Origin of the sequence: Pseudomonas sp. NPDC012596 (assembly GCF_042902325.1) — a bacterium.
In the GTDB taxonomy this organism is placed as follows: Bacteria; Pseudomonadota; Gammaproteobacteria; order Pseudomonadales; family Pseudomonadaceae; genus Aquipseudomonas.
Genome location: NZ_JBIBEB010000005.1, coordinates 118701 through 139279 on the forward strand (window position 1 = coordinate 118701; position 20579 = coordinate 139279).

Annotated in this window: 18 protein-coding genes and 3 pseudogenes; 10 read left to right on the plus strand and 11 right to left on the minus strand. The window is 62.8% G+C overall.

Annotation, left to right across the window (positions count from 1 at the left end; genetic code table 11):
* Nucleotides 1-52: 52 nt before the first annotated feature.
* Together ACFY68_RS08385 and ACFY68_RS08390 are read left to right on the plus strand one after the other, a co-directional pair.
* Nucleotides 53-976 (plus strand): LysR family transcriptional regulator, encoded by a 924-nt coding sequence (locus tag ACFY68_RS08385; RefSeq protein ID WP_346614523.1) that lies wholly within the window; start codon nucleotides 53-55, stop codon nucleotides 974-976.
* A 124-nt stretch (nucleotides 977-1100) separates the two neighbouring features.
* Nucleotides 1101-1625, plus strand: coding sequence for a DUF962 domain-containing protein (locus ACFY68_RS08390; protein ID WP_387525544.1), 525 nt, complete (start codon nucleotides 1101-1103; stop codon nucleotides 1623-1625).
* Between the two features lie 74 nt (nucleotides 1626-1699).
* Here ACFY68_RS08390 and pcaC read toward each other — a convergent pair whose 3' ends face one another.
* The 8 genes and pseudogenes from pcaC to pcaR all read right to left on the minus strand — a co-directional run bounded on the left by pcaC (nucleotide 1700) and on the right by pcaR (nucleotide 9777).
* Nucleotides 1700-2098, minus strand: coding sequence for a 4-carboxymuconolactone decarboxylase (gene pcaC / locus ACFY68_RS08395; RefSeq protein WP_346614525.1), 399 nt, complete (start codon nucleotides 2096-2098; stop codon nucleotides 1700-1702).
* A 10-nt stretch (nucleotides 2099-2108) separates the two neighbouring features.
* Complete coding sequence (pcaD, locus tag ACFY68_RS08400) at nucleotides 2109-2900, minus strand: 3-oxoadipate enol-lactonase (RefSeq protein WP_387525547.1); 792 nt, start codon at nucleotides 2898-2900, stop codon at nucleotides 2109-2111.
* An 11-nt stretch (nucleotides 2901-2911) separates the two neighbouring features.
* Entirely contained in the window at nucleotides 2912-4264 is a 1353-nt protein-coding gene (locus ACFY68_RS08405; RefSeq protein ID WP_387525550.1) for a 3-carboxy-cis,cis-muconate cycloisomerase, read from the minus strand.
* Nucleotides 4265-4273: 9 nt separating this feature from the next.
* Nucleotides 4274-5563, minus strand: coding sequence for an MFS family transporter (locus tag ACFY68_RS08410; protein ID WP_387525553.1), 1290 nt, complete (start codon nucleotides 5561-5563; stop codon nucleotides 4274-4276).
* Nucleotides 5564-5749: 186 nt separating this feature from the next.
* Nucleotides 5750-6955, minus strand: a complete 1206-nt coding sequence (gene pcaF, locus ACFY68_RS08415) for a 3-oxoadipyl-CoA thiolase (RefSeq protein WP_346614568.1) — start codon at nucleotides 6953-6955, stop codon at nucleotides 5750-5752.
* Nucleotides 6952-7077, minus strand: a pseudogene (locus ACFY68_RS08420) (CoA-transferase subunit beta); the annotation flags it as partial. The gene pcaF and the pseudogene ACFY68_RS08420, both read right to left, overlap by 4 nt.
* A 170-nt stretch (nucleotides 7078-7247) precedes the next feature.
* Nucleotides 7248-8591 (minus strand): MFS transporter, encoded by a 1344-nt coding sequence (locus ACFY68_RS08425; protein ID WP_346614529.1) that lies wholly within the window; start codon nucleotides 8589-8591, stop codon nucleotides 7248-7250.
* A gap of 310 nt (nucleotides 8592-8901) precedes the next feature.
* Complete coding sequence (pcaR, locus tag ACFY68_RS08430; RefSeq protein WP_387525556.1) at nucleotides 8902-9777, minus strand: pca regulon transcriptional regulator PcaR; 876 nt, start codon at nucleotides 9775-9777, stop codon at nucleotides 8902-8904.
* A 465-nt stretch (nucleotides 9778-10242) separates the two neighbouring features.
* On the opposite strand from pcaR, the gene ACFY68_RS08435 reads away from it, so the two are divergent.
* On the plus strand, nucleotides 10243-10443 hold the full coding sequence (locus ACFY68_RS08435) for a hypothetical protein (protein WP_346614531.1): 201 nt from the start codon (nucleotides 10243-10245) through the stop codon (nucleotides 10441-10443).
* 317 nt (nucleotides 10444-10760) lie between these two features.
* Nucleotides 10761-12233 (plus strand): inorganic phosphate transporter, encoded by a 1473-nt coding sequence (locus tag ACFY68_RS08440; protein ID WP_346614532.1) that lies wholly within the window; start codon nucleotides 10761-10763, stop codon nucleotides 12231-12233.
* 96 nt (nucleotides 12234-12329) lie between these two features.
* Here ACFY68_RS08440 and ACFY68_RS08445 read toward each other — a convergent pair whose 3' ends face one another.
* The gene (locus tag ACFY68_RS08445; protein WP_387525561.1) at nucleotides 12330-13805 is read right to left on the minus strand and encodes a helicase HerA-like domain-containing protein; all 1476 of its coding nucleotides are present in this window, start codon (nucleotides 13803-13805) and stop codon (nucleotides 12330-12332) included.
* Between the two features lie 310 nt (nucleotides 13806-14115).
* Between ACFY68_RS08445 and ACFY68_RS08450 the strand changes: the two are divergent.
* The 5 genes and pseudogenes from ACFY68_RS08450 to ACFY68_RS08470 form a co-directional block, all read left to right on the plus strand.
* Nucleotides 14116-14988: pseudogene (locus ACFY68_RS08450) on the plus strand (cache domain-containing protein); the annotation flags it as partial.
* Nucleotides 14989-15249: 261 nt separating this feature from the next.
* Nucleotides 15250-15846, plus strand: a pseudogene (locus ACFY68_RS08455) (methyl-accepting chemotaxis protein); the annotation flags it as partial.
* A gap of 135 nt (nucleotides 15847-15981) precedes the next feature.
* A complete protein-coding gene (locus ACFY68_RS08460) occupies nucleotides 15982-17103 on the plus strand; it encodes a glycosyltransferase family 4 protein (RefSeq protein WP_387525564.1) in 1122 nt (373 codons plus the stop codon).
* Nucleotides 17096-17860 carry a DUF2334 domain-containing protein gene (locus tag ACFY68_RS08465; RefSeq protein ID WP_387525567.1) on the plus strand — a complete coding sequence of 255 codons (765 nt, stop codon included), beginning with the start codon at nucleotides 17096-17098 and terminating at the stop codon, nucleotides 17858-17860. The genes ACFY68_RS08460 and ACFY68_RS08465 overlap by 8 nt, the downstream gene beginning before the upstream one ends.
* Nucleotides 17857-18849, plus strand: a complete 993-nt coding sequence (locus ACFY68_RS08470) for a lysylphosphatidylglycerol synthase transmembrane domain-containing protein (protein ID WP_387525570.1) — start codon at nucleotides 17857-17859, stop codon at nucleotides 18847-18849. The genes ACFY68_RS08465 and ACFY68_RS08470 overlap by 4 nt, the downstream gene beginning before the upstream one ends.
* Here ACFY68_RS08470 and ACFY68_RS08475 read toward each other — a convergent pair.
* Both ACFY68_RS08475 and purU read right to left on the minus strand, forming a co-directional pair.
* Nucleotides 18755-18988: a hypothetical protein gene (locus ACFY68_RS08475; protein ID WP_387525573.1), complete on the minus strand. Its 234-nt coding sequence runs from the start codon at nucleotides 18986-18988 to the stop codon at nucleotides 18755-18757. The two genes, ACFY68_RS08470 and ACFY68_RS08475, sit on opposite strands and share 95 nt — an antisense overlap.
* 49 nt (nucleotides 18989-19037) lie before the next feature.
* On the minus strand, nucleotides 19038-19889 hold the full coding sequence (purU, locus tag ACFY68_RS08480; protein ID WP_387525576.1) for a formyltetrahydrofolate deformylase: 852 nt from the start codon (nucleotides 19887-19889) through the stop codon (nucleotides 19038-19040).
* A 296-nt stretch (nucleotides 19890-20185) separates the two neighbouring features.
* Here purU and mvaT point away from each other — a divergent pair, with 296 nt between their 5' ends.
* Nucleotides 20186-20563: a histone-like nucleoid-structuring protein MvaT gene (mvaT, locus tag ACFY68_RS08485; protein WP_346614540.1), complete on the plus strand. Its 378-nt coding sequence runs from the start codon at nucleotides 20186-20188 to the stop codon at nucleotides 20561-20563.
* The last annotated feature ends 16 nt before the right edge of the window (nucleotides 20564-20579 follow it).

Genomic DNA, 20579 nt, shown 5'->3' on the forward strand with positions numbered 1-20579 from the left:
CATATGCGGTAACAGCTTAAATCGACGTCCGATCCCGCCGCAGAGCCTCGACATGGACCTTCGCCAACTGCGCTACTTCATCGCCCTCACCGAGTACCGCAGTTTCGTCCGTGCCGCCGAAGCCATGGGTATCACTCAGCCCGCGTTCAGCCGCGCTATCCAGGGCCTGGAGCAGACTTTCGGCTGCCCGTTGGTCGACCGCGCCAGCAAGGCACTGCCACCGACGCCTGAAGGGCTGGTGGTGCTGCAACACGCCCGGCGCCTGGTGCAGGGCGCCGCGCAGTTGAGCAACGAAGTGCTGCAGATGACCAAGCTCGACGCCGGCGAACTGCATTTCGGCAGCGGCCCGGCCCTGGCCGTGCGCCTGGTGCCTGAAGCGTTGCGGCACTTCATCGGCACCCACCCTGGCATCCGCACCGCGCTGCTGGTCGATAATGCCGAACGCCTCGGCCAGGCGCTGCGCCGTGAACAGATCGAATTTTTTGTCGATGACATCCGCCCGTTCGAAGCCGACGCCAACTTCCACACCGAACCGCTCAGCCCGCGCCCGGGGCTGTTCTTCTGCCGCCCCGGGCACCCGCTGCTGGCCAAGGACAGCTTGTCGACCAACGACCTGTTCGCCTACCCCCTGGCCAGCGCTCTGCTCGCCCCCGGGGTACGCAAGCGCCTGGCCAACCTCAGTGGGCGCAGCGACTTCACCCCACACCTGCAGACCGAACACCTGGCGGTGCTGCGCAGCGTGGTGCAAGCCACCGATGCCATCGGCACCGCCAGCGAAGAAGCCGTGGCCGACGACCTGGCCGCAGGGCGCCTGGTGCGCCTGCACTGGCGCAACCTGCCGCCGGCTCTGGAGGTGCTGAGTGTCCGCTGCGGTGTGGTCAGCCGTAGCGGCTACCGCCTGTCACCGGCCGCAAGGGCGATGATCGAGACGCTGGTTGGGCTGGATGCACCAGTGCGCAGTGCTGCCATTCGCTGAACGGATGATGATGGTGAGCTACGCGCTATTCTGATCAGTATTGGCCTCTTCGCGCCCACGCTGCGGGAGCGGGCCTGCCGGCACAGCCAGCACAACTGAACAGGTAAACCAGGGAGGAACAACAATGAGAAACCTCGTCGAACACCTGAGCCAATACGCCAATTACCACCGCGACCCGCGCAATATCGGCACGCATTTCATCGGCATTCCGCTGATCGTGGTGGCGGTGACCGTCTTGCTGTCGCGCCCGGGCTGGGAGGTGGCGGGCATGTGGCTGTCCCCTGCCCTGCTGGCGGCGGCGGCCGCGGTGTGGTTCTACCTGCGCCTGGACTTACGCTTCGGGTTGGTCATGGGCCTGCTGCTGGGCCTGTGCCTGTGGGTTGGCCAGGTGCTGGCGGTGCAAACCACCGCGCTGTGGCTCGGCGCCGGGCTTGGGGCGTTCGTGGTGGGCTGGATCATCCAGTTCGTCGGGCATCATTACGAAGGCCGCAAACCGGCATTCGTCGACGACATCAGCGGGTTGATCATCGGCCCGCTGTTCGTGGTGGCGGAAGCGGCATTCATGCTGGGCTTGTGCCCGGAGCTGAAACGCGCCGTGGAGGCCAATGCCGGCCCGGTGGCGCTGCGGCAGAAGAAGGCAGCCATCTAGTCGTCACTGGCCTCATCGTTGGCAGCGCTGCAATCCCTGTGGGAGCCGGCTTGCCGGCGATGAGGCCGGTGCAGTCAATCGTGTTGGCGAGACTCTACCCCCAACTCATCCCACACCGACTCCGCCAGGTGGAACGTGGCATTGGCCGCCGGAATGCCGCAATAGATCGCGCTTTGCATCAGCACTTCCTTGATCTCGTCACGCGTCACGCCGTTGTTGGCGGCGGCGCGCAAATGCAGCTTGAGCTCATCGTTGCGGTTCATGCCGATCAGCATGGCGATGGTGATCAGGCTACGGGTGTGCCGCGGCAGGCCCGGGCGGGTCCAGATATCGCCCCAGGCATGCCGGGTGATCATCTCCTGGAACTCGCCGTTGAAGTCATTGAGCTTCTCCAGGCTGCGGTCCACGTGCGCATCGCCCAGTACCGCGCGGCGTACCTGCATACCGGCGTCGTAACGTTGTTTCTCATCCATGGCGTAATCCTCAGCGAGCCAGCAGGAAGTCGAGCACGCGGCGGCTGAACGCCTCGCCGATTTCGACGTTGGACAGGTGCGCGGCCGGGAACTCGGCGTAGGTAGCACCGATGATGGCGGCCTGCATGAAGCGACCATGCTCCGGCGTGGTCACCACGTCTTCGCTGCCGGCGACGATCAGCGTTGGCACCTGGACACGGCCCAGTTGCTCGCGGAAATCGGCATCGCGCACGGCCGCGCAGTTGCCGGCGTAGCCTTCAGGGGACGTCTGCGCAAGCATCTGGCAGATGCGCTGCGCCTGCTCAGGCTGAGCCTCGGCAAACGCGGGGGTGAACCAGCGGGCGATGGAGGCATCGCGCAGGTCGGCCATGGCTTGCTGGCCACCCTTGAGCACGGTGTCGATACGGGTGTTCCACACCTCGTCATTGGCGATCTTCGCCGCGGTGTTGCACAGCGTCAGGCTGTGCAGGCGATCGCCCGCATTGATGCCCAGCCACTGGCCGATCAGGCCGCCCATCGACAGGCCGACGAAGTGCGCGTGGGGGATATCCAGCGCATCCAGCAACGCCAGTACGTCGCGGCCCAGCTGTTCGATGCGGTAAGGGCCCTGGGTGACCAGCGAAGCGCCGTGCCCACGGGTGTCGTAACGCAGCACCCGGAAGTGCTCGCTCCACATCGGGATCTGGCTATCCCACATGCCAAGGTCGGTACCCAGCGAGTTGGACAGCACCAGCACCGGGGCATCGTCCGGGCCATCGAGTCGATAGTTCAATACGCCATCGGCCAGTTGCAATTGCGCCACAGCGGTCTCCTTCAGGCAGTGAAACGTTGATGTTCAGCCACGGCGCGCGCCACCCAGACGCGGGCCTGGCCGAGGTAATGGGCAGGGTCGAGCAGGCGGTCGAGCTCTTGCTCGGTCAGCTCGGCCGTGACCTGCGGCTCGTCACCCAGCACGGCGCGCAAGTGGCGCTGCTCGGCGACGGCGCGCTGGCAGCATTGCTCCAGCAGGTGGTGGGCGCGGTCGCGGCCAAGGCGCTGGGCCAGGACGATGCTCACCGCCTCGGCCAGCACCAGGCCTTGGGTCAGGTCGAGGTTGCGGCGCATACGCTCGGCGTTCACTTCCATGCCCTCGGCAATCACCTGGGCCTGGCGCAAGGCGCCTGAAACCAGGCAGCAGATATCTGGCAGGGTTTCCCACTCGGCATGCCACAGGCCGAGGCTGCGCTCGTGCTCTTGGGGCATGGCACTGTAAAGCGTCGAAAGCAGGCCCGGCACACGGGTGGCGGCGCCAATCAGCACCGCAGCACCCACCGGGTTGCGCTTGTGCGGCATGGTCGATGAACCGCCCTTGCCAGGTGCGGAAGGCTCGAATACTTCACCTGCCTCGGTCTGCATCAGCAGGCTGATGTCGCGGCCGAACTTGCCCAGGCTACCAGCGACAAGGCCCAGCACCGAGGCGAACTCCACCAGGCGGTCGCGCTGGGTGTGCCAGGGTTGCTCGGGCAAGGTCAGCTTGAGCTGTTCGGCCAGGCCTTCGGCGACCGGCAGCGCCTTGCTGCCCAGGGCCGCCAGGCTGCCGGAGGCACCGCCAAACTGCAGCACCAGCAAACGCGGGCGCAGCTCCTGAAGGCGTTGACGGTGGCGCGTCAAGGCGCCGAGCACACCCGCCAGCTTCATCCCCAGGGTCACCGGGGTGGCGTGTTGCAGCCAGGTGCGCCCCACCAGCGGCGTGTCGGCATGCAGCAGGGCTTGGCGCGACAAGGTCTCGGCCAATGTGGCAAGGTCGCCCTCGATCAGCGCCAGGGCATCACGCAACTGCAGCACCAGGCCGGTATCCATCGCATCCTGGCTGGTCGCACCCAGGTGCACATAACGCTCGGCCTCGGGCACGCCGCTGGCTATCACCTTGCCCAACGCCTTGACCATCGGGATCGCCGAGTTGCCGGCGGTGGCAATGGCATCGGCCAGCGCACGCATGTCATAGCGCTCGGCCTGGCAGCCAGCCTCAATGGCGGCGACCGCGCTGTGCGGCACCAGCCCGGCGGCAGCCTCGGCGCGGGCCAGGGCGGCTTCGAAGTCGAGCATGCCCTGCAGGCGGCCGCGGTCAGAGAAAATCTCGCGCATGGCCGGGGCCGTGAAGTAGGCGTCGAACAGCTGGTTGGTCATGCCACGTCCTTAATCATCATGGTGCAAGTACGCCGCCTGCTTCGGCAGGCGCAGGCTGAACAGGAACGCGATCGCCATCATCGCCGTCACGTACCAGTAGAAGGTGTTTTCCATGCCCAGGGTTTTCAGACCCAGGGCTACGTATTCCGCCGAACCGCCGAACATCGCGTTGGCTACCGCATAGGCCAGGCCCACACCCAGTGCCCGCACCTGTGGCGGGAACATCTCGGCCTTCACCAGGCCGCTGATCGAGGTGTAGAAACTGACGATGCACAGCGCCAGGCTGACCAGCACGAAGGCCATGAACGGGCTGCTGACGGTCTTCAACGCCATCAGCAACGGCACGGTGAACAGCGTACCAAGGGCACCGAACAGCAGCATCGAATTACGCCGGCCGATACGGTCCGAAAGCATGCCGAAAAACGGCTGCAGCACCATGAACAGGAACAGCGCACCGGTCATCACATAGCTGGCGTTCTTGGCGGTCATGCCGGCCGTGTTCACCAGGTACTTCTGCATGTAGGTGGTGAAGGTATAGAAGATCAGCGAGCCGCCTGCGGTGTAGCCGAGCACGGTGATGAAGGCTGCAGCATGGTTGCGGAACAGGCCTTTGACCGAGCCTGCGTCCTTGTCGTTGCGGGTTTCGGCACTGCTGGTTTCGTGCAGCGAACGGCGCAGCATCAGCGAGATCAGGGCGGCAATGGCGCCGACCACGAAGGGGATGCGCCAGCCCCAGGCGCGCAGCTCGTCTTCAGTCAGCAGCTGTTGCAGGATCACCACCACCAGCACTGCCAGCAACTGGCCGCCAATCAGGGTGACGTACTGGAACGAGGCGAAGAAACCGCGCTGGCCGCGCAGCGCCACTTCACTCATGTAGGTAGCAGTGGTGCCGTACTCGCCACCCACCGAAAGGCCCTGGATCAGGCGGGCCAGCAACAGCAGTGCCGGGGCCCAGGTGCCGATGCTGGCATAGGTGGGCAGGCAGGCGATCATCAAGGAGCCGAAACACATCATCAGCACCGAGATCATCAGGGAATTCTTGCGGCCATGACGGTCGGCCAGGCGGCCGAAGATCCAGCCACCAATGGGGCGCATCAAAAAGCCCGCAGCGAACACGCCGGCGGTATTGAGCAACTGCACGGTCGGGTCGTCGGAGGGGAAGAAAGCCGGGGCGAAGTAGATCGCACAGAAGGCGTAGACGTAGAAGTCGAACCATTCCACCAGGTTGCCTGAAGAGGCACCGACGATGGCGAAGATGCGCTTACTGCGCTCTTCGCCGGTGTAATAGGCTGAGGTCATGACGATTTTACTCCTGGAGGGTCCTAGGTAAGTCTAGACATACCTAGTAACACACTCGTTCCGCTTTGGGGCTGGCCATTAGCCTTGGGTCTTATAGGGCCGGCCTCTTCGCGGGACAAGCCCGCCCCACAAAGGAGGCGTGGTCCCTTGTGGGGCGGGCTTGTACCGCGAAGAGGCCGGTACTGGTCAAACTCGCTCGATGGCTAGCGCCAAACCTTGGCCGACACCCACACACATGGTCGCCAGGCCTTTGCGCCCGCCGCTCTTTTCCAGCTGGTGAAGCGCAGTCAGCACCAGGCGCGCACCGCTCATGCCCAGCGGGTGCCCCAGGGCGATCGCGCCGCCGTTGGGGTTCACCTGCGGCGCATCATCGGCCACACCCAGCTCGCGCAGTACCGCCAGGCCTTGGCTGGCAAAGGCTTCGTTAAGCTCGATGACATCGAAATCGCTCACCGCCACGCCCAGGCGCTCGGTCAGCTTGCGTACCGCCGGGACCGGGCCGATGCCCATCACCCGAGGTGCCACGCCGCCACTGGCCATGCCCAGCACGCGGGCACGCGGGGTCAGGCCGTGCTGCTTGACCGCTTCTGCCGAGGCCAGGATCAGCGCCGCAGCACCATCGTTGACACCCGAGGCGTTGCCCGCAGTAACCGTCTTGTCCGGGCCATTGACCGGCTTGAGCCTGGCCAGTGCCTCAAGGGTGGTTTCCGGGCGCAAGTGCTCATCGCGCTCGACGATGGTTTCGCCTTTCTTGTGGGCGATACGCACCGGCACGATCTCTTCGGCAAAGAAACCGGCAGCCTGCGCTGCAGCTGCTTTCTGCTGGCTGCGCACGGCGAAGGCATCCTGGTCGGCACGGGACACCTGATAGTCGTCAGCGACGTTGTCGGCTGTCTCGGGCATGGAGTCCACGCCGTACTGGCTCTTCATCAGCGGGTTGATGAAGCGCCAGCCGATGGTCGTGTCTTCGAGCTTCATGTTGCGCGAGTAGCCGCTTTCGGCCTTGCCCATGACGAACGGGGCACGTGACATGGACTCGACGCCGCCAGCAATGGCCAGCTCCATCTCGCCACTGGCGATGGCACGGAATGCCGTGCCGATGGCGTCCATGCCCGAAGCGCACAGGCGGTTGAGGGTCACGCCCGGAACGCTCTCGGGCAGGCCGGCCAACAGCAACGCCATGCGTGCCACGTTGCGGTTGTCTTCGCCGGCCTGGTTGGCGCAGCCGAAGAACACTTCGTCGAGCTGGTCCCACTGCACGCCTGGGTTGCGCTCGATCAGCGCTTTGAGCGGTACTGCTGCCAGGTCGTCGGCACGCACGCCAGCGAGGGCGCCGCCGAAGCGGCCGATGGGGGTGCGGATGGCGTCACAGATGAATACGTCGCGCATTATGCTTCTCCTGCCACTTGGCCATGGGCTGCGGCGGTACGGGATTCGAGGTCACGCAGGGCGCCAAGTTCGACATCGGTCGGCTCGGCGCTGGTCTGTACATCGTCGGCGAAGCGAATAGGCCGAATGGCAGCCATTAGGAGACTCCTGGTCAGGGTGCTACGTTGCGCTCAGATTAAGGAGAGTGGTGGGTCGCTTACAATCCGATAATCGACTCTTTGTGCGATTATCGAACTGTATGTTGCCTTGCTATCCATCTCCGTAGCGGGCTGCAGCGCAGCCCCTGGAGGTGCGATCAGGTCGCGTCCGCGTGGCTTACCAGGCCTTTGACAATCACGCCTACGGTCGCCAGGGCTGCCGGTACCAGCAACGCCGTCAGCACCTGCTCGAAGTTCCAGCCCAGGCCCAGCAGCGTCGCACCACTCCAGGCACCGAGAATCGCGCCGAAACGGCCGATGCCGAGCATCCAGGAGACGCCGGTGGCGCGCCCTTGGGTTGGATAGAAGCGCGCCGCCAGCGATGGCATGGCCGATTGCGCACCGTTCACGCACATCCCGGCAATCAGCACCAGGGTGGCGAGCACGGTGATGTTGCCCAGGCTCTGCCCTACCGCGTAGGCAAACACGCCTGCCAACAGGTAAAAGATGCCAATGACCTTGTGCGGGTTGTAGCGGTCCATGGCCCAACCGACCGCCACGGCACTGAGCACCCCGCCGAACTGGAACAACGCACCGATGAAGGCGGCCTGCTCCATGCTCGCACCGCTGTCGCGCATCAGCGTCGGCAGCCAGCTGGTCAGCAGGTAGACGATTACCAGGCCCATGAAATAGGTCAGCCACAGCAGCATCGTGCCCAGGCCATAGGTGCCGGAGAAGATCACCGCGAACACGTTGCGCGCAGCGACCGCCTTCTGTTCCGGCACACTGAAACTGGCCGCCTGCGCCACCACGGCCGGGGCGATCGGCGCCAGGGTCTTGCGTACCTTATCGGTGCCGCGGTTGCGCACCACCAGAAAGCGCGCCGACTCTGGCAGCCAGACCAGCAACACAACCGCCAGCAACAGCGGCAGCACCCCGCCGACCACCAGCAGGCTATGCCAGCCGTAGGCCGGGATCATCTTGGCGGAAATGAACCCGCCACCGGCCATGCCCAGGTTGAAGCCACAGAACATGCTGGTGACGAGCAGCGACTTGAGGCGTTCTGGCGTGTATTCGGAGAGCAGCGTGGTGGCGTTGGGCATCCCTGCGCCCAGCCCCAGGCCCGTCAAAAAGCGCAGTACCAGCAACTGGTCGACGTTGCTGGCATAGGCCGAGGCCAGGCTGAAGCCGCCAAACACCAATACCGCGCCGACCAGCACGCCCTTGCGGCCAAAACGGTCGGCCAGCGGGCCAGAACCCAAGGCACCGAACACCATGCCGATCAAGGCGGCACTCATCACCGGGCCGAGGCTGGCGCGGTCGATCCCCCACTCCTGCGACAGGGCCGGGGCGATGAAGCCCATGGCGGCGGTATCCAGGCCATCGAGGAAGACGATCAGGAAGCAGAGAATCACCACGCGCCATTGAAAGCGCGACAGCGGCTGGTCATTGATGAACGACTGGACGTCGAGGCAGGTCCCGACGGATTGTGGTTTGTTCATTGTTGTTATCCAGAAATGGGGCACGGTCGGGCCACTGCACGAGAGCAACCAGTACAGGGTTCAGCGTCGATGAAGTGTGGCCTGAGTCAGCCTGGATACAACGGTACTGCGTGCGGGTGCGGCCGCGAAGTGACAGTGGTCATGGTGTGCGCCTCTAATGTTGTTCTTGTGCGGTCGGCAAAGCCGACCGTTGCGAGAGACATTAATCAGCGAATGAAGGGGGCGCAATTGACCCGGAGCGACACTGTGCGTTTATCGAACAGGAAACGGTAGCCGTGCTCGACAGTGGTGCACAGCAGCGCCCGCTTGTTCAACCAAACAGCTGATGGCAAAGATCACGGCTGGATGCCAGCAGGATCGGCAGGAACCGCTGCTCGAGCTCGCTGCGGCTGACACGCCCCACATGGGTACTGACATTCAGCGCCGCCAGCACCTGCCCCGAGGCGTCATAGATAGGCACCGCGATCGAACGCAGCCCCTGCTCCAGCTCCTGATCGACAACACACCAACCTTGAGCGCGTACCTGCTGGATGCACGCGAACAACGACTCGGCATCATGCAAGGTACGGCTTGTACGGGCCTTGAGGTCGGCGCGATCAAGGTATTCGCGCAAGCTGGTGTCGTCCATTGCCGCCAGCAGAATGCGCCCCATCGACGTGCAGTAGGCCGGTAACCGCCCGCCAACCGAAAGGTCCACCGATATCAGCCGTTCGACAGTGGCCGAACGGGCTATATAAAGGATGTCGTCGCCTTCGAGGGTGGCCATGTTGGCGGCCTCGTGCAACTGGTCGCTGATACGGTCCAGGTAAGGCTGGGCAGATACCGCCAGCGGCGTCGACGAAAGGTAGGCATGGCCAAGGGTCAGTACCTTGGGCAGCAACGAATACGTGCGCCCGTCGGTGGTGGCGTAGCCCAGCTTGATCAGCGTATGCAGGCAACGGCGCACGGCCGCCCGCGGGATCTCGGTGCGGTGGCTGATCTGCGCGATGGTCAGGTGGCGCTTGCGCTCCTGGAATGCCTGGATTACGGCAAGCCCCCGCGCCAGCGACGTCATGAAGTCTGGATCGCCGGTAAAAGCCTGTATGCGCTTGGCGGGTGAAGCCACGATGGGCGGCGCCATTGCCGGTGTCGTCGGGCGTGCCGACTCTGGGCTGGCAGATTCGTTGCCCGGGATTTCGTCACTCATCGCTCACCTCAAAAAAAACCCTGCTTCGTGCGATTATCGAACAAACGGCCGATAATCGCAATTGACCGCTGACACGTTTGCTTATACCTTTCTCCTGCCACTTGTGGCTTCTTTGGAGAGACTGGTCAGGTACCCACCGTAGAAGTCCCCAGGCAACGGCCTCGCCTTCGTGCGAGGCCGTTTTATTTGTACGCCCGGCCTCTTTACCGCAGCGAACTTCCGCCGCCAGGTCTGTTCAAAAGAATACACCGCCGACCAAAGTCGCAAACTTTGACATTACACGTCAGGGTTGGGTAAATAAGACTGTTTGGCTTTTTATCGGTTGCTATAATCGATTCTGCTGGCCCGGATCGGTACTCCGGCATGGCAACACTGGCCTGACCCCTATCCGAAAACCAGCACATCCTGTGCATGGGCAACTTGCACCTGCACGCAACACCAGCACTTTTACATTCAGGTACTACTGTGACGAAAGATGAACTGCGCGCGGAACTCGAGCGCCAGGCTGAACGTTACAAGGAAGTTTACGGCGGTGAAGTCACCACCTACGCCGCTCAACCGGAGCCGGAGCGCAAGCCTTGGCGAAAAAGGGCCACGGTCCAGGACCAGGCCTTCAACCAAGAACTGGAAAAGATGGAAAAGGAGCTGCGCAGCGACGAACCCTGAGCAGCCGCCCCAGTGGTCACTCGCGTCGCGGGCAGCGCACCCTCGACGCGGAAAATCCTGACCGAAAGGCCGAGGATGAAATGGAATTACACAAATTTCATACGACCGTTTGAACACCAGGCAAGCTGACCGTTTTTCAGACATTTGGCGGATTTGGGCTTTTTTTGTGGCTTTTAACGGAACCTTCCCAGTGTTTTTACGTCTGCGATAGCGTTTGGGTGCAGTTCACAAAGCTGCCATCGGTCAGCTGCGGGTGCATCGATTGCCATTGTTTTCTGGCATAATCCCGCCCCCCAAATGACCGCCAGACAACCTTCATGATCGATTTATTCAGCGGACTGGATGCATGGGTATTGGTGAGCCTGCTGCTCGCCTTGACCTTCGTGCTCGCATTCGAGTTCATCAATGGCTTTCATGACACCGCCAACGCGGTAGCCACCGTCATCTATACCAAAGCCATGCCGCCACACCTGGCCGTGTTTTTCTCCGGGGTGTTCAACTTCCTTGGCGTTCTGCTCGGGGGTGTCGGGGTGGCCTATGCCATCGTTCACCTGCTGCCGGTCGAACTGCTCATCAATGTGAATACCGGACATGGCCTGGCCATGGTCTTCTCGTTGCTGGCTGCGGCCATCACCTGGAACCTGGGCACCTGGTACTTCGGCATCCCGGCCTCCAGCTCGCACACCCTGATCGGCTCGATCCTCGGCGTGGGCCTGGCCAATGCCATGATCAACGACATCCCGCTGGGTGATGGCGTCAACTGGCAGAAGGCGATCGACATCGCCATGTCGCTGGTGGTCTCGCCCATGGCTGGCTTCGCTGTTGCAGCGCTGGTATTGATCGGCCTGAAATGGTGGCGGCCGCTGTCGAAGATGCACAAGACGCCAGAGCAGCGTCGCAAGCTCGACGACAAGAAGCACCCGCCTTTCTGGAACCGCCTGGTGCTGGTCATTTCGGCGATGGGCGTGAGCTTCGTGCACGGCTCCAACGATGGCCAGAAAGGCATCGGCCTGATCATGCTGGTGCTGATCGGCATCGTCCCGGCCAAGTTCGTGCTTGACCTGAACAGCACCACCTACCAGATCGAACGCACCCGCGACGCGACCCTGCACCTGAGCCAGTTCTACGAGCGCAACGCCCCGACCCTGGGCGAGTTCCTGGCGCTCGGCAAGGCCCAGGCCAGCGACCTGCCAGAGCAGTTCAGCTGCAACCCTCAGCAGACCGAGCCAACCATCGCCGCACTGCAGTCCTCGCTGCAGGGTGTGACCGATTACCGCGCACTGGATGCCGAAAAACGCGTGGAAGTGCGTCGCTACCTGTTGTGCCTGGATGACACCGCGAAGAAGGTCGGCAAGCTGCCAGGCCTGGACGCGCGTGAAAAAGCCGACCTCGACAAGCTGCGCAAGGACCTCACTGCCACCACCGAGTACGCCCCGTTCTGGGTAATCGTTGCGGTAGCCCTGGCCTTGGGCCTGGGTACCATGGTCGGCTGGAAGCGCGTGGTACTGACCGTGGGCGAGAAGATCGGCAAACAGGGCATGACCTATGCCCAGGGCATGTCGGCGCAGATTACTGCGGCCTGCGCCATCGGCCTGGCCAATGTCTTCGCCTTGCCGGTTTCGACCACACACGTGCTGTCGTCCGGTGTGGCCGGCACCATGGTTGCCAACAAGAGCGGCCTGCAGGGCGGCACGGTCAAAACCATCCTGCTGGCCTGGGTGCTGACCCTGCCGGCATCGATGGGCCTCGCGGCTGGCCTGTTCTGGCTGGCGTCGAAAGCGATTGGCTGAATAAATCTGCCGTAAAGAAAAAGGCGCCTCAAGAAGGCGCCTTTTTCATGTGTGGATACTGGCCCTTTCGCGGGCAAGCCCGCTCCTACAGGCACGCTAGCGCTTCTTGCCTCCGAGCAACGACCCCATCAACCCGCGCACCAACTGCCGCCCAAACTGATTGGCCGCCTGGCGCACAGCCGATTTGATCGCCTGCCCTGCCGCACTCTGCAGAAAATCCCCGGCCTTGTCGGCCAGGCTCTCTTCATCCGCCTTCGGCACTGGTACGGGCTCTACCGGTTCACCTTTGCGCTCGGCCAGCATTTCATAGGCCGACTCACGGTCGATCGGCTTGTCGTAGCGCCCCGCCAATGCAGACCCGGCAATCAAGGCACTGCGCTCGCCCGCACTCAACGGCCCGATCCGCGATTGTGGCGGCGCTATCAATACCCGCTGGACCATCGCCGGCGTGCCCTTTTCTTCGAGCGTACCGACCAGCGCCTCACCAATCCCAAGCTCGGTCAACACTGCCAATGTATCGAACGCCGGGTTCGGGCGGAAACCGTCAGCCACGGCCCTCAGTGCCTTCTGCTCCTTGGCGGTGAACGCGCGCAAGCCATGCTGAATACGCAAACCCAATTGGGCCAGCACGCTGTCCGGCAGATCGCTCGGCGACTGGGTGACAAAGAACACCCCCACACCCTTGGAGCGAATCAGCCGAACCACTTGCTCCAGGCGATCCTGCAGGGCCTTGGGGGTGCCGTTGAACAGCAGATGCGCCTCATCGAAGAACAATGCCAGTACCGGTTTGTCGGCATCCCCCCGCTCCGGCAGCTGCTCGAACAATTCGGCCAGCAGCCACAACAGGAACGTGGCGTAGACCTTCGGCGCTTCATGCACCAGCCGGCTGGCATCAAGCAGGTGGATTCGCCCCCGGCCATCGCCGTCCAGCCGCAGCAGGTCTTCCAGCTGCAACGCCGGCTCGCCGAACAGCGCCTCGGCGCCCTGCTGCTCCAGCGTTGCCAGGCGGCGCAACAAGGCCTGGGTCGAGGCCGTGGTCATCAGCGCGCTGTCTTCGCCCAACAGCTGCGGATTGTCTTTCAAGTGGGCGAGCAGCGCCTTCAGGTCCTTGATGTCGAGCAGCAACAGGCCTTCTCGATCAGCCACCTTGAACGCGGCATAAAGTGCCGCCTGCTGGCTGTCGGTCAGCTCCAGCAGGTTACCGAGCAACAGCGGCCCCATCTCGCTGAGCGTGGTGCGCAGCGGGTGGCCGGATCGCCCGGCGATGTCCCACAGGCTCAAGGGGTATGCCTGCGGCTTGTACCCCAGCCATGGCATACCGGCGATCCGCTCGGCCACCTTGCCCTGCGGCGCACCCGCAGCACCGACACCGCACAGGTCGCCTTTGACATCGGCGGCGAATACCGCCACGCCCGCGTCGCTGAACACCTCCGCCAAGTGCTGCAAGGTCACGGTCTTGCCTGTGCCAGTAGCACCGGCGACCAGCCCGTGGCGGTTGGCCAGGCGCATGGCTTGTTTGACAGGCTGGCCATCCGGGCCAGCGCCTACAACTATGGTCGAAGATTCCGGCATCTTTTTAATCCCCTGCTCAAGCTTGACCACCCGTCGGCCGATACGTCTGGATGATATTCGCCTTAGAAGACAGAACACCCCTGAAAGGACTTTCGGGATGTTGCACTGTTTTATAGCGGTACTCGTGCGAACGCCCGATAAAAACCTTAGCGGAACCGATTACGCCATGAATAAAAGCCTTCGTTTCAGCCACAAGATTCTCTTGGCCGCATCACTGATTGTGATACTCGCCTTCAGCCTGTTCACCCTTTACAACGATTATCTCCAGCGTAATGCCATCCGCGAAGATCTGGAGAATTATCTGGCTGAAATGGGCGCGTCCACTTCAACCAACATTCGCAACCTGTTCGAAGGCCGTATCAAGCTGGTAGAAAATCTGGCGCAAAACATCGCACAGCAACCTGCCAACGCCGAAACGCTAATGGGCCAGAATGCCCTGACCTCGAGCTTTCTGACCGTGTACCTGGGCAAGGTCGACGGCGGCTTCAGCGTGCGCCCCTACTCGCCCATGCCCGAAGGCTACGACCCGCGCACCCGCCCCTGGTACAAGGACGGCATGAACGCCCAGGGCGCCATCCTCACCGAACCGTACATCGACATGACCACCAACAAGATGGTCATCGGCATCCTCAGCAAGGTGTCCAGCAGCGTTGGCGTGGTCGGTGGCGACCTGGCCCTGGATGGCCTGGTACAGATCATCAACTCGCTGAATTTCGGCGGCATGGGCTACGCCTTCCTGGTCAACGACCAGGGCAAGGTCCTGGTGCACCCGGACCAGGCACTGGCCATGAAGTCGCTGTCAGACCTGTTCCCGCAGCACACGCCGAAACTGTCCAGCCAGCTGACCGAAGTCCAGGCCGATGGGCAAACCCGGCTGCTGACCTTCGCCCCGATCAAAGGCCTGCCGTCGGCCAACTGGTACATCGGCCTGTCGGTGGATAAAGACAAAGCCTTCTCCATGCTCAGCACTTTCCGCACCTCTGCGGTGATCGCCACGGTGGTGGCGGTGGTGATCATCATTGGCCTGCTCGGCCTGCTGATCCGCGTGCTCATGCAACCGCTGCTGACCATGACCCGCGCCATGGAAGACATCGCCGAAGGCGAAGGCGACTTGACCAAACGCCTGAAAATTCACAACCACGACGAGTTCGGCATTCTGGGCACTGCGTTCAACCGTTTCGTCGAGCGCATCCACAGTTCGATCCGTGAAGTGTCTTCGGCCACCGAACGCGTCAATGAAGTGGCCTTGCAGGTGATCAGTGCCTCCAACTCGTCGATGACCAACTCTGACGAGCAGTCCAACCGCACCAACAGCGTCGCCGCCGCCATCAACGAGTTGGGCGCCGCCGCCCAGGAGATCGCCGGCAATGCCGCGCAGGCCTCGCAGCATGCCAGCTCGGCACGCCTGCTGGCCGAAGAAGGGCAGCAGGTGGTGGAGCGCAACATCGCGGCAATGAATCGCCTGTCGGACCTGATCGTCACCTCCAGCGCGCACATCGAAACGCTCAACAGCAAGACGGTGAACATCGGCCAGATCCTCGAGGTGATCACCAGTATTTCCCAGCAGACCAATTTGCTGGCGCTCAACGCCGCAATCGAAGCAGCCCGAGCCGGTGAGGCCGGCCGTGGTTTCGCCGTGGTGGCGGACGAAGTGCGCAACCTGGCGCACCGCACCCAGGAGTCGGCGCAACAGGTGCAGAGCATGATCGAAGAACTGCAGGTCGGTGCGCGCGAGTCGGTCGACACCATGGGCCAGAGCCAGCGCCACAGCCAGGACAGCGTCGCCATCGCCAACCAGGCAGGCGAACGCCTCGACAGCGTCACCGTGCGCATTGGCGAGATCGACGGCATGAACCAGTCGGTAGCCACCGCAACCGAAGAGCAGACCGCCGTGGTCGACTCGATCAACATGGACATCAACGAGATCAACATGCTCAACCAGGAAGGCGTCGAAAACCTGCAGGCAACCCTGCGGGCGTGTGCGGACCTGGAGCAGCAGGCCACCCGCCTGAAGCACCTGGTGGGCAGCTTCCGCATCTGACCTCAGGCGGCAAGCAGCAAAGCTGCTTGCCGCTAACCCAACCGAACAAACTATCCTTCAGAGAGGTCAACCTTTAGGCGTGTCATCGCCGGCTCTTTACAGCCGGGTGACAGACCCGAAGACGATCCCGGAGGGATGCTGATCGTGCACATCGCTGACATCACCATGTTCTACGCCCCGGCCAGCGGCGGCGTACGGACTTATCTTGATGCCAAACATCACCGCCTCGGCGCTATTCAAGGGGTGCGCCATAGCCTCTTGATTCCCGGTGCCAGCGCGCACCACGCCGATGGTGTCCACCATGTCCCCGCACCTCCCCTGCCCTTTGGCAAAGGCTACCGCTTCCCGGTGCGCCTGGCGCCCTGGTGCAATGTGCTGCGCGGCCTCAAGCCAGACCTGATCGAGGTTGGCGACCCTTACCTGACCGCCTGGGCAGCCCTGGAGGCGCGGCGTCAGCTCGATGTACCAGTGATCGGCTTCTACCACTCCGACCTGCCGTTGCTGGTCAGCAACCGCATGGGCAACTGGTTCACGCCCAACGTCGAAGCCTACGTCAGCAAGCTGTACGGCAATTTCGACCGGGTGCTGGCCCCCAGCCAGGTGATGGCCGACAAGCTGCGCCGCCTGGGCGTGCGCGATGTGCATGTGCAGCGCCTGGGCGTTGACCTCGCAACCTTCAACCCGAACCAGCGCGACCCGCAGCTACGCGCCGAACTGGGCATCCCCGATACCAGCCGCTTGCTGATCTTCGCTGGCCGCGGTTCGCGGGAAAAGAACCTGCCGGTGCTGCTCGACTGCATGCAGCGCCTGGGCCGCCCCTATCACTTGTTGCTGGTTGGCTCGAACATGCCCGCCAACGTCCCTGACAACGTCAGCGTGATCAATCACTTCTGCCCCCTTCACGAGGTCGCCAGGCTGGTGGCCAGCGCCGACCTGCTGGTGCATGCCGGCGACCAGGAAACCTTCGGCCTGGTCATCCTTGAAGCGATGGCCAGCGCCACGCCCGTGGTGGCCGTGCGCGCCGGGGCGTTCGGCGAGATCGTCAACGAGCAGTGCGGGCGCCTTTGCCGCGCCAACGATGGCCTGGCCATGGCGGCTGCGGTGCGCGAAGCGTTCGAGGCGGGCGTACGCACGCTTGGGGCGCAGGCGCGTAACCATGTCGAGCAGCATTACTCGTGGGATAACGTGGTCAACGGTTTGCTGCAGCACTATCAGGCAGTGCTGGGCCACCAGCCGCTGGTGCGCGCCCATGGCTGAGGCCAACGCCACACGGGCCAGCCTGATGCTGGTGCTGCACGACGTCGCCCCCGAAACCTGGCCGGACTATCAGCCTTTCATCGAGGCCGTGGACGAAATGGGCGACGTGCCCATGACCTGGCTGGTAGTGCCGGACTTCCATCACCGTAACCCCCTGGCGCACTCCCCGGCCTTCTGCCGCCTGCTGGAGCGGCGCCTGGCGCGCGGCGATGAGCTGGCGCTGCATGGCTTTTACCACGCTGACGACGGGCCATCGCCGCGTAACCTCGGCGACTATTTCATGCGCCGCATCTATACCCATGAAGGGGAGTTCTATGCCCTTGACCAAGCGCAGGCGATGCAGCGCCTGGAGGCAGGGCTTGCATTGTTCGACCAGCAAGGCTGGCCCGTCGCAGGCTTCGTCGCCCCCGCCTGGCTGATGAGCCAGGGCACGCGCCAGACCTTGCGCCAACTGCCGCTGCGCTACACCAGCACCCCCCAGCATTTGTACCGTTTGCCAGACTTTACCGCCTTCGATGCCCCGGGCCTGGTATGGAGCGCACGCAGCGCCTGGCGCCGAAGCTTGTCCAGGGTAGTCTGCGACTGGCAGTGCAAGCGCTGGGGGGCGGCGCAAACCCTGCGCCTGGGGCTGCACCCGGTAGACATGCGCCACCGCTCTTCACGCAACTACTGGTTGCGCACCCTCGACAAACTGCTGTTGCAAGGCCGTGAGCCGCTGACCAAATCGGCCTGGCTGGAGCGCCAGGTGAGCGCATGAACCGCCTGGGCTGGCTGGCCGTGGCGGTGCTGTTTGCCGTGTTGGTACCTGCAGTGCTGGGCGGCAATGAGCTGCTACCCAGGCTCAAGGCGTTCGACCCCGGCCTTATGCTGACGTTGCTAGGCATGATCCTGCTGTGCTGGGTCATCAACGCTATCCGGTTGCGCCTGCTGCTGGGCCAGCATGGGGCCAGGTTGGGGCACATGCGCAGCCTCGGCGTGGTGATGGCCACTGAATTCGCCATCTGCACCACCCCGGGGGGCAGCGGTGGCCCACTGACGCTCATGGCATTGCTGGCCCGCGACCGTATTGGCCCGGCGCGCAGCGGTGCGGTGTTCGCCATGGACCAGCTCAATGACCTGCTGTTCTTCTTCTGCGCGATGCTGGCGATTGCTGGTTACGCCTTGTTCCACAGCCTGGGCCGCAGCCAGGAGAGCATGTTGCTGGGCAGTGCCCTGCTGCTGTGCTCGGCATTGGCGGCGATCGTGGCGCTGCTGCGCTATCGGCGGGCAGTCATGCGCTTCAACGGCCGACTCTTGCAACGCTTGGGCACGGCGCCACGGCGTAAACGACGCTGGGCACGCAAGGTGCTGCATTTCATCGATGCCTTGGCGCAGACCTGGCAACTGCCCAAACGCACCCTGGCGCTGGTGTTTACACTCACCTGTGTGCACTGGAGCCTGCGCTACAGCGTGCTGTACCTGGTGCTGCAAGGCCTGGGCGTGGAGCTTTCGTGGATCCCGAGCTTTCTGGTGCAGATGCTCTCGCTCAGCGCTGGGCAGTTCAGCTTGCTGCCAGGCGGCGCCGGGGCAGCCGAGCTGACGTCGGCAAGCCTGCTGACGCCACTGGTGGGTAGCTCGACAGCTGCCGCAGCGATCCTGATCTGGCGCGCGGTTACTTACTATTTTTATCTGCTGGCGGGCGGGCCGGTGTTTGTCTGCCTGCTGGCGCGTCCGCTACTGGAGCGCTGGCGGCGTCAGGCGAGTTGAGCTGGCGCCAGAGTTCGGCGGCATCGGGAAAGTCAGTGCCGTCTTCTTCACTCAGGGCTTCGGGGTCGTAACGCGCGAGGCAGCCTTCGCCGAGGGTCGGCGGCAGTGAAACGGCGGGTTTGATGCGGGAAGTTGCCATCATTGCTCCCCATCGGTATTGGGGGCTGCGTGGCAGCCCCCTTGGTGTATCAGTCGAATACCACCGTCTTGTTACCACGCACCAGCACGCGGTCTTCCAGGTGGTAACGCAGGCCACGGGCCAGTACCATCTTCTCGACATCACGGCCAAAGCGCACCATGTCCTCGATGCTGTCGGCATGGTTAACACGCACCACGTCCTGCTCGATGATCGGGCCGGCGTCCAGCTCTTCGGTCACATAGTGGCAAGTCGCACCGATCAGCTTCACACCCCGCAGGGCGGCCTGATGGTACGGCTTGGCGCCGACGAACGACGGCAGGAAGCTGTGGTGGATGTTGATCACTTTCTCGGCGTAATCCTGGCACAACTGCGGCGGCAGGATCTGCATGTAGCGCGCCAGCACCACAACGTCAGCCGCGTGCTCTTGAACAAGACGCGACACTTCGGCGAACGCCGGTGCCTTGTCTTTCGGGTCGACCGGTACGTGGAAGAACGGAATGCCGTGCCACTCCACCATGCTGCGCAGGTCGTTGTGGTTGGAAATCACGCAAGGAATCTCGCAATCCAGCTCGGCCGTGTGCCAACGGTGCAGCAAGTCTGCCAGGCAGTGGGATTCGCGGCTGGCCATCAGCACAACACGTTTTTTCTGCGCAGAATCCGTCACTCGCCAGATCATGGAGAACTCTTCGGCAATCGGCGCGAATGCTTCGCGGAAGGCCTCGATACCGAACGGCAGCGATTCGGCACGAATTTCATGGCGCATGAAGAACCAACCACTCTGCTCATCGGAGTGGTGGCTGGCTTCGTTGATCCAGCCATTGTACAAAGCCAGGAAATTACTGACTTTCGCCACGATACCAACACGGTCGGGGCAGGCGATCACCAGGCGATAGGTGCGCATGAATAAGACTCCAGAACTTCGCAAAGGCGCTCATTCTAGCGGCCCGCTCGAAAAAACGCAGTAATCATCGCGCCCACCGGTAGCGCCGCCCTTGGCCAAGGGGCTGCGGCAGCCTGTCGCTAGCAACAGATGAAAAACATGACGAACTGCAGGGCTTATGTAAATTTTTCTTAACCTTGAGATATTTTGTCACAGCCGTATTAACACTTGATCAATTGATTAATATGTTTACTTGAGACTTTCGCCTGTCTATTATTGCCCCACACATTCTCTGAACATGCATCAAGGAACACTCCATGTCTCTGATCAACGAGTACCGCGCCACCGAAGAAGCCATCAAGGAACTTCAGGCCCGCCTGGCCAACCTGTCGCAGGATGACAAGCTGAAAAAAGAACTGGAGTTCGAAGGCAAACTGCGCACGCTGATGGGCGAATACTCCAAGTCGCTGCGCGATGTCATTGCCCTGCTCGACCCAGAGTCGAAACTGAGCAAAGCGCCACGTGGCGCAGTCAAGGCCACCGCCACCAAGCGTGCGCGCAAGGTCAAGCAATACAAGAACCCGCACAACGGTGAAGTAATCGAAACCAAAGGCGGCAACCACAAGACCCTGAAAGAATGGAAAGCCAAGTGGGGTGGTGATGTGGTTGAAAGCTGGGCGACTCTGCTGGACTGATTGTCCGCAGCCCTGC

Excerpts from the sequence above, each read along its gene's own strand:
- ACFY68_RS08385 (WP_346614523.1), top strand. The coding sequence starts at position 53 with ATGGACCTTCGCCAACTGCGCTACTTCATCGCCCTCACCGAGTACCGC.
- ACFY68_RS08390 (WP_387525544.1), top strand. The coding sequence starts at position 1,101 with ATGAGAAACCTCGTCGAACACCTGAGCCAATACGCCAATTACCACCGC.
- pcaC (WP_346614525.1), bottom strand. The coding sequence starts at position 2,098 with ATGGATGAGAAACAACGTTACGACGCCGGTATGCAGGTACGCCGCGCG.
- ACFY68_RS08405 (WP_387525550.1), bottom strand. The coding sequence starts at position 4,264 with ATGACCAACCAGCTGTTCGACGCCTACTTCACGGCCCCGGCCATGCGC.
- ACFY68_RS08410 (WP_387525553.1), bottom strand. The coding sequence starts at position 5,563 with ATGACCTCAGCCTATTACACCGGCGAAGAGCGCAGTAAGCGCATCTTC.
- ACFY68_RS08425 (WP_346614529.1), bottom strand. The coding sequence starts at position 8,591 with ATGAACAAACCACAATCCGTCGGGACCTGCCTCGACGTCCAGTCGTTC.
- pcaR (WP_387525556.1), bottom strand. The coding sequence starts at position 9,777 with ATGAGTGACGAAATCCCGGGCAACGAATCTGCCAGCCCAGAGTCGGCA.
- ACFY68_RS08440 (WP_346614532.1), top strand. The coding sequence starts at position 10,761 with ATGATCGATTTATTCAGCGGACTGGATGCATGGGTATTGGTGAGCCTG.
- ACFY68_RS08445 (WP_387525561.1), bottom strand. The coding sequence starts at position 13,805 with ATGCCGGAATCTTCGACCATAGTTGTAGGCGCTGGCCCGGATGGCCAG.
- ACFY68_RS08460 (WP_387525564.1), top strand. The coding sequence starts at position 15,982 with ATGCTGATCGTGCACATCGCTGACATCACCATGTTCTACGCCCCGGCC.
- ACFY68_RS08465 (WP_387525567.1), top strand. The coding sequence starts at position 17,096 with ATGGCTGAGGCCAACGCCACACGGGCCAGCCTGATGCTGGTGCTGCAC.
- ACFY68_RS08470 (WP_387525570.1), top strand. The coding sequence starts at position 17,857 with ATGAACCGCCTGGGCTGGCTGGCCGTGGCGGTGCTGTTTGCCGTGTTG.
- ACFY68_RS08475 (WP_387525573.1), bottom strand. The coding sequence starts at position 18,988 with ATGGCAACTTCCCGCATCAAACCCGCCGTTTCACTGCCGCCGACCCTC.
- purU (WP_387525576.1), bottom strand. The coding sequence starts at position 19,889 with ATGCGCACCTATCGCCTGGTGATCGCCTGCCCCGACCGTGTTGGTATC.
- mvaT (WP_346614540.1), top strand. The coding sequence starts at position 20,186 with ATGTCTCTGATCAACGAGTACCGCGCCACCGAAGAAGCCATCAAGGAA.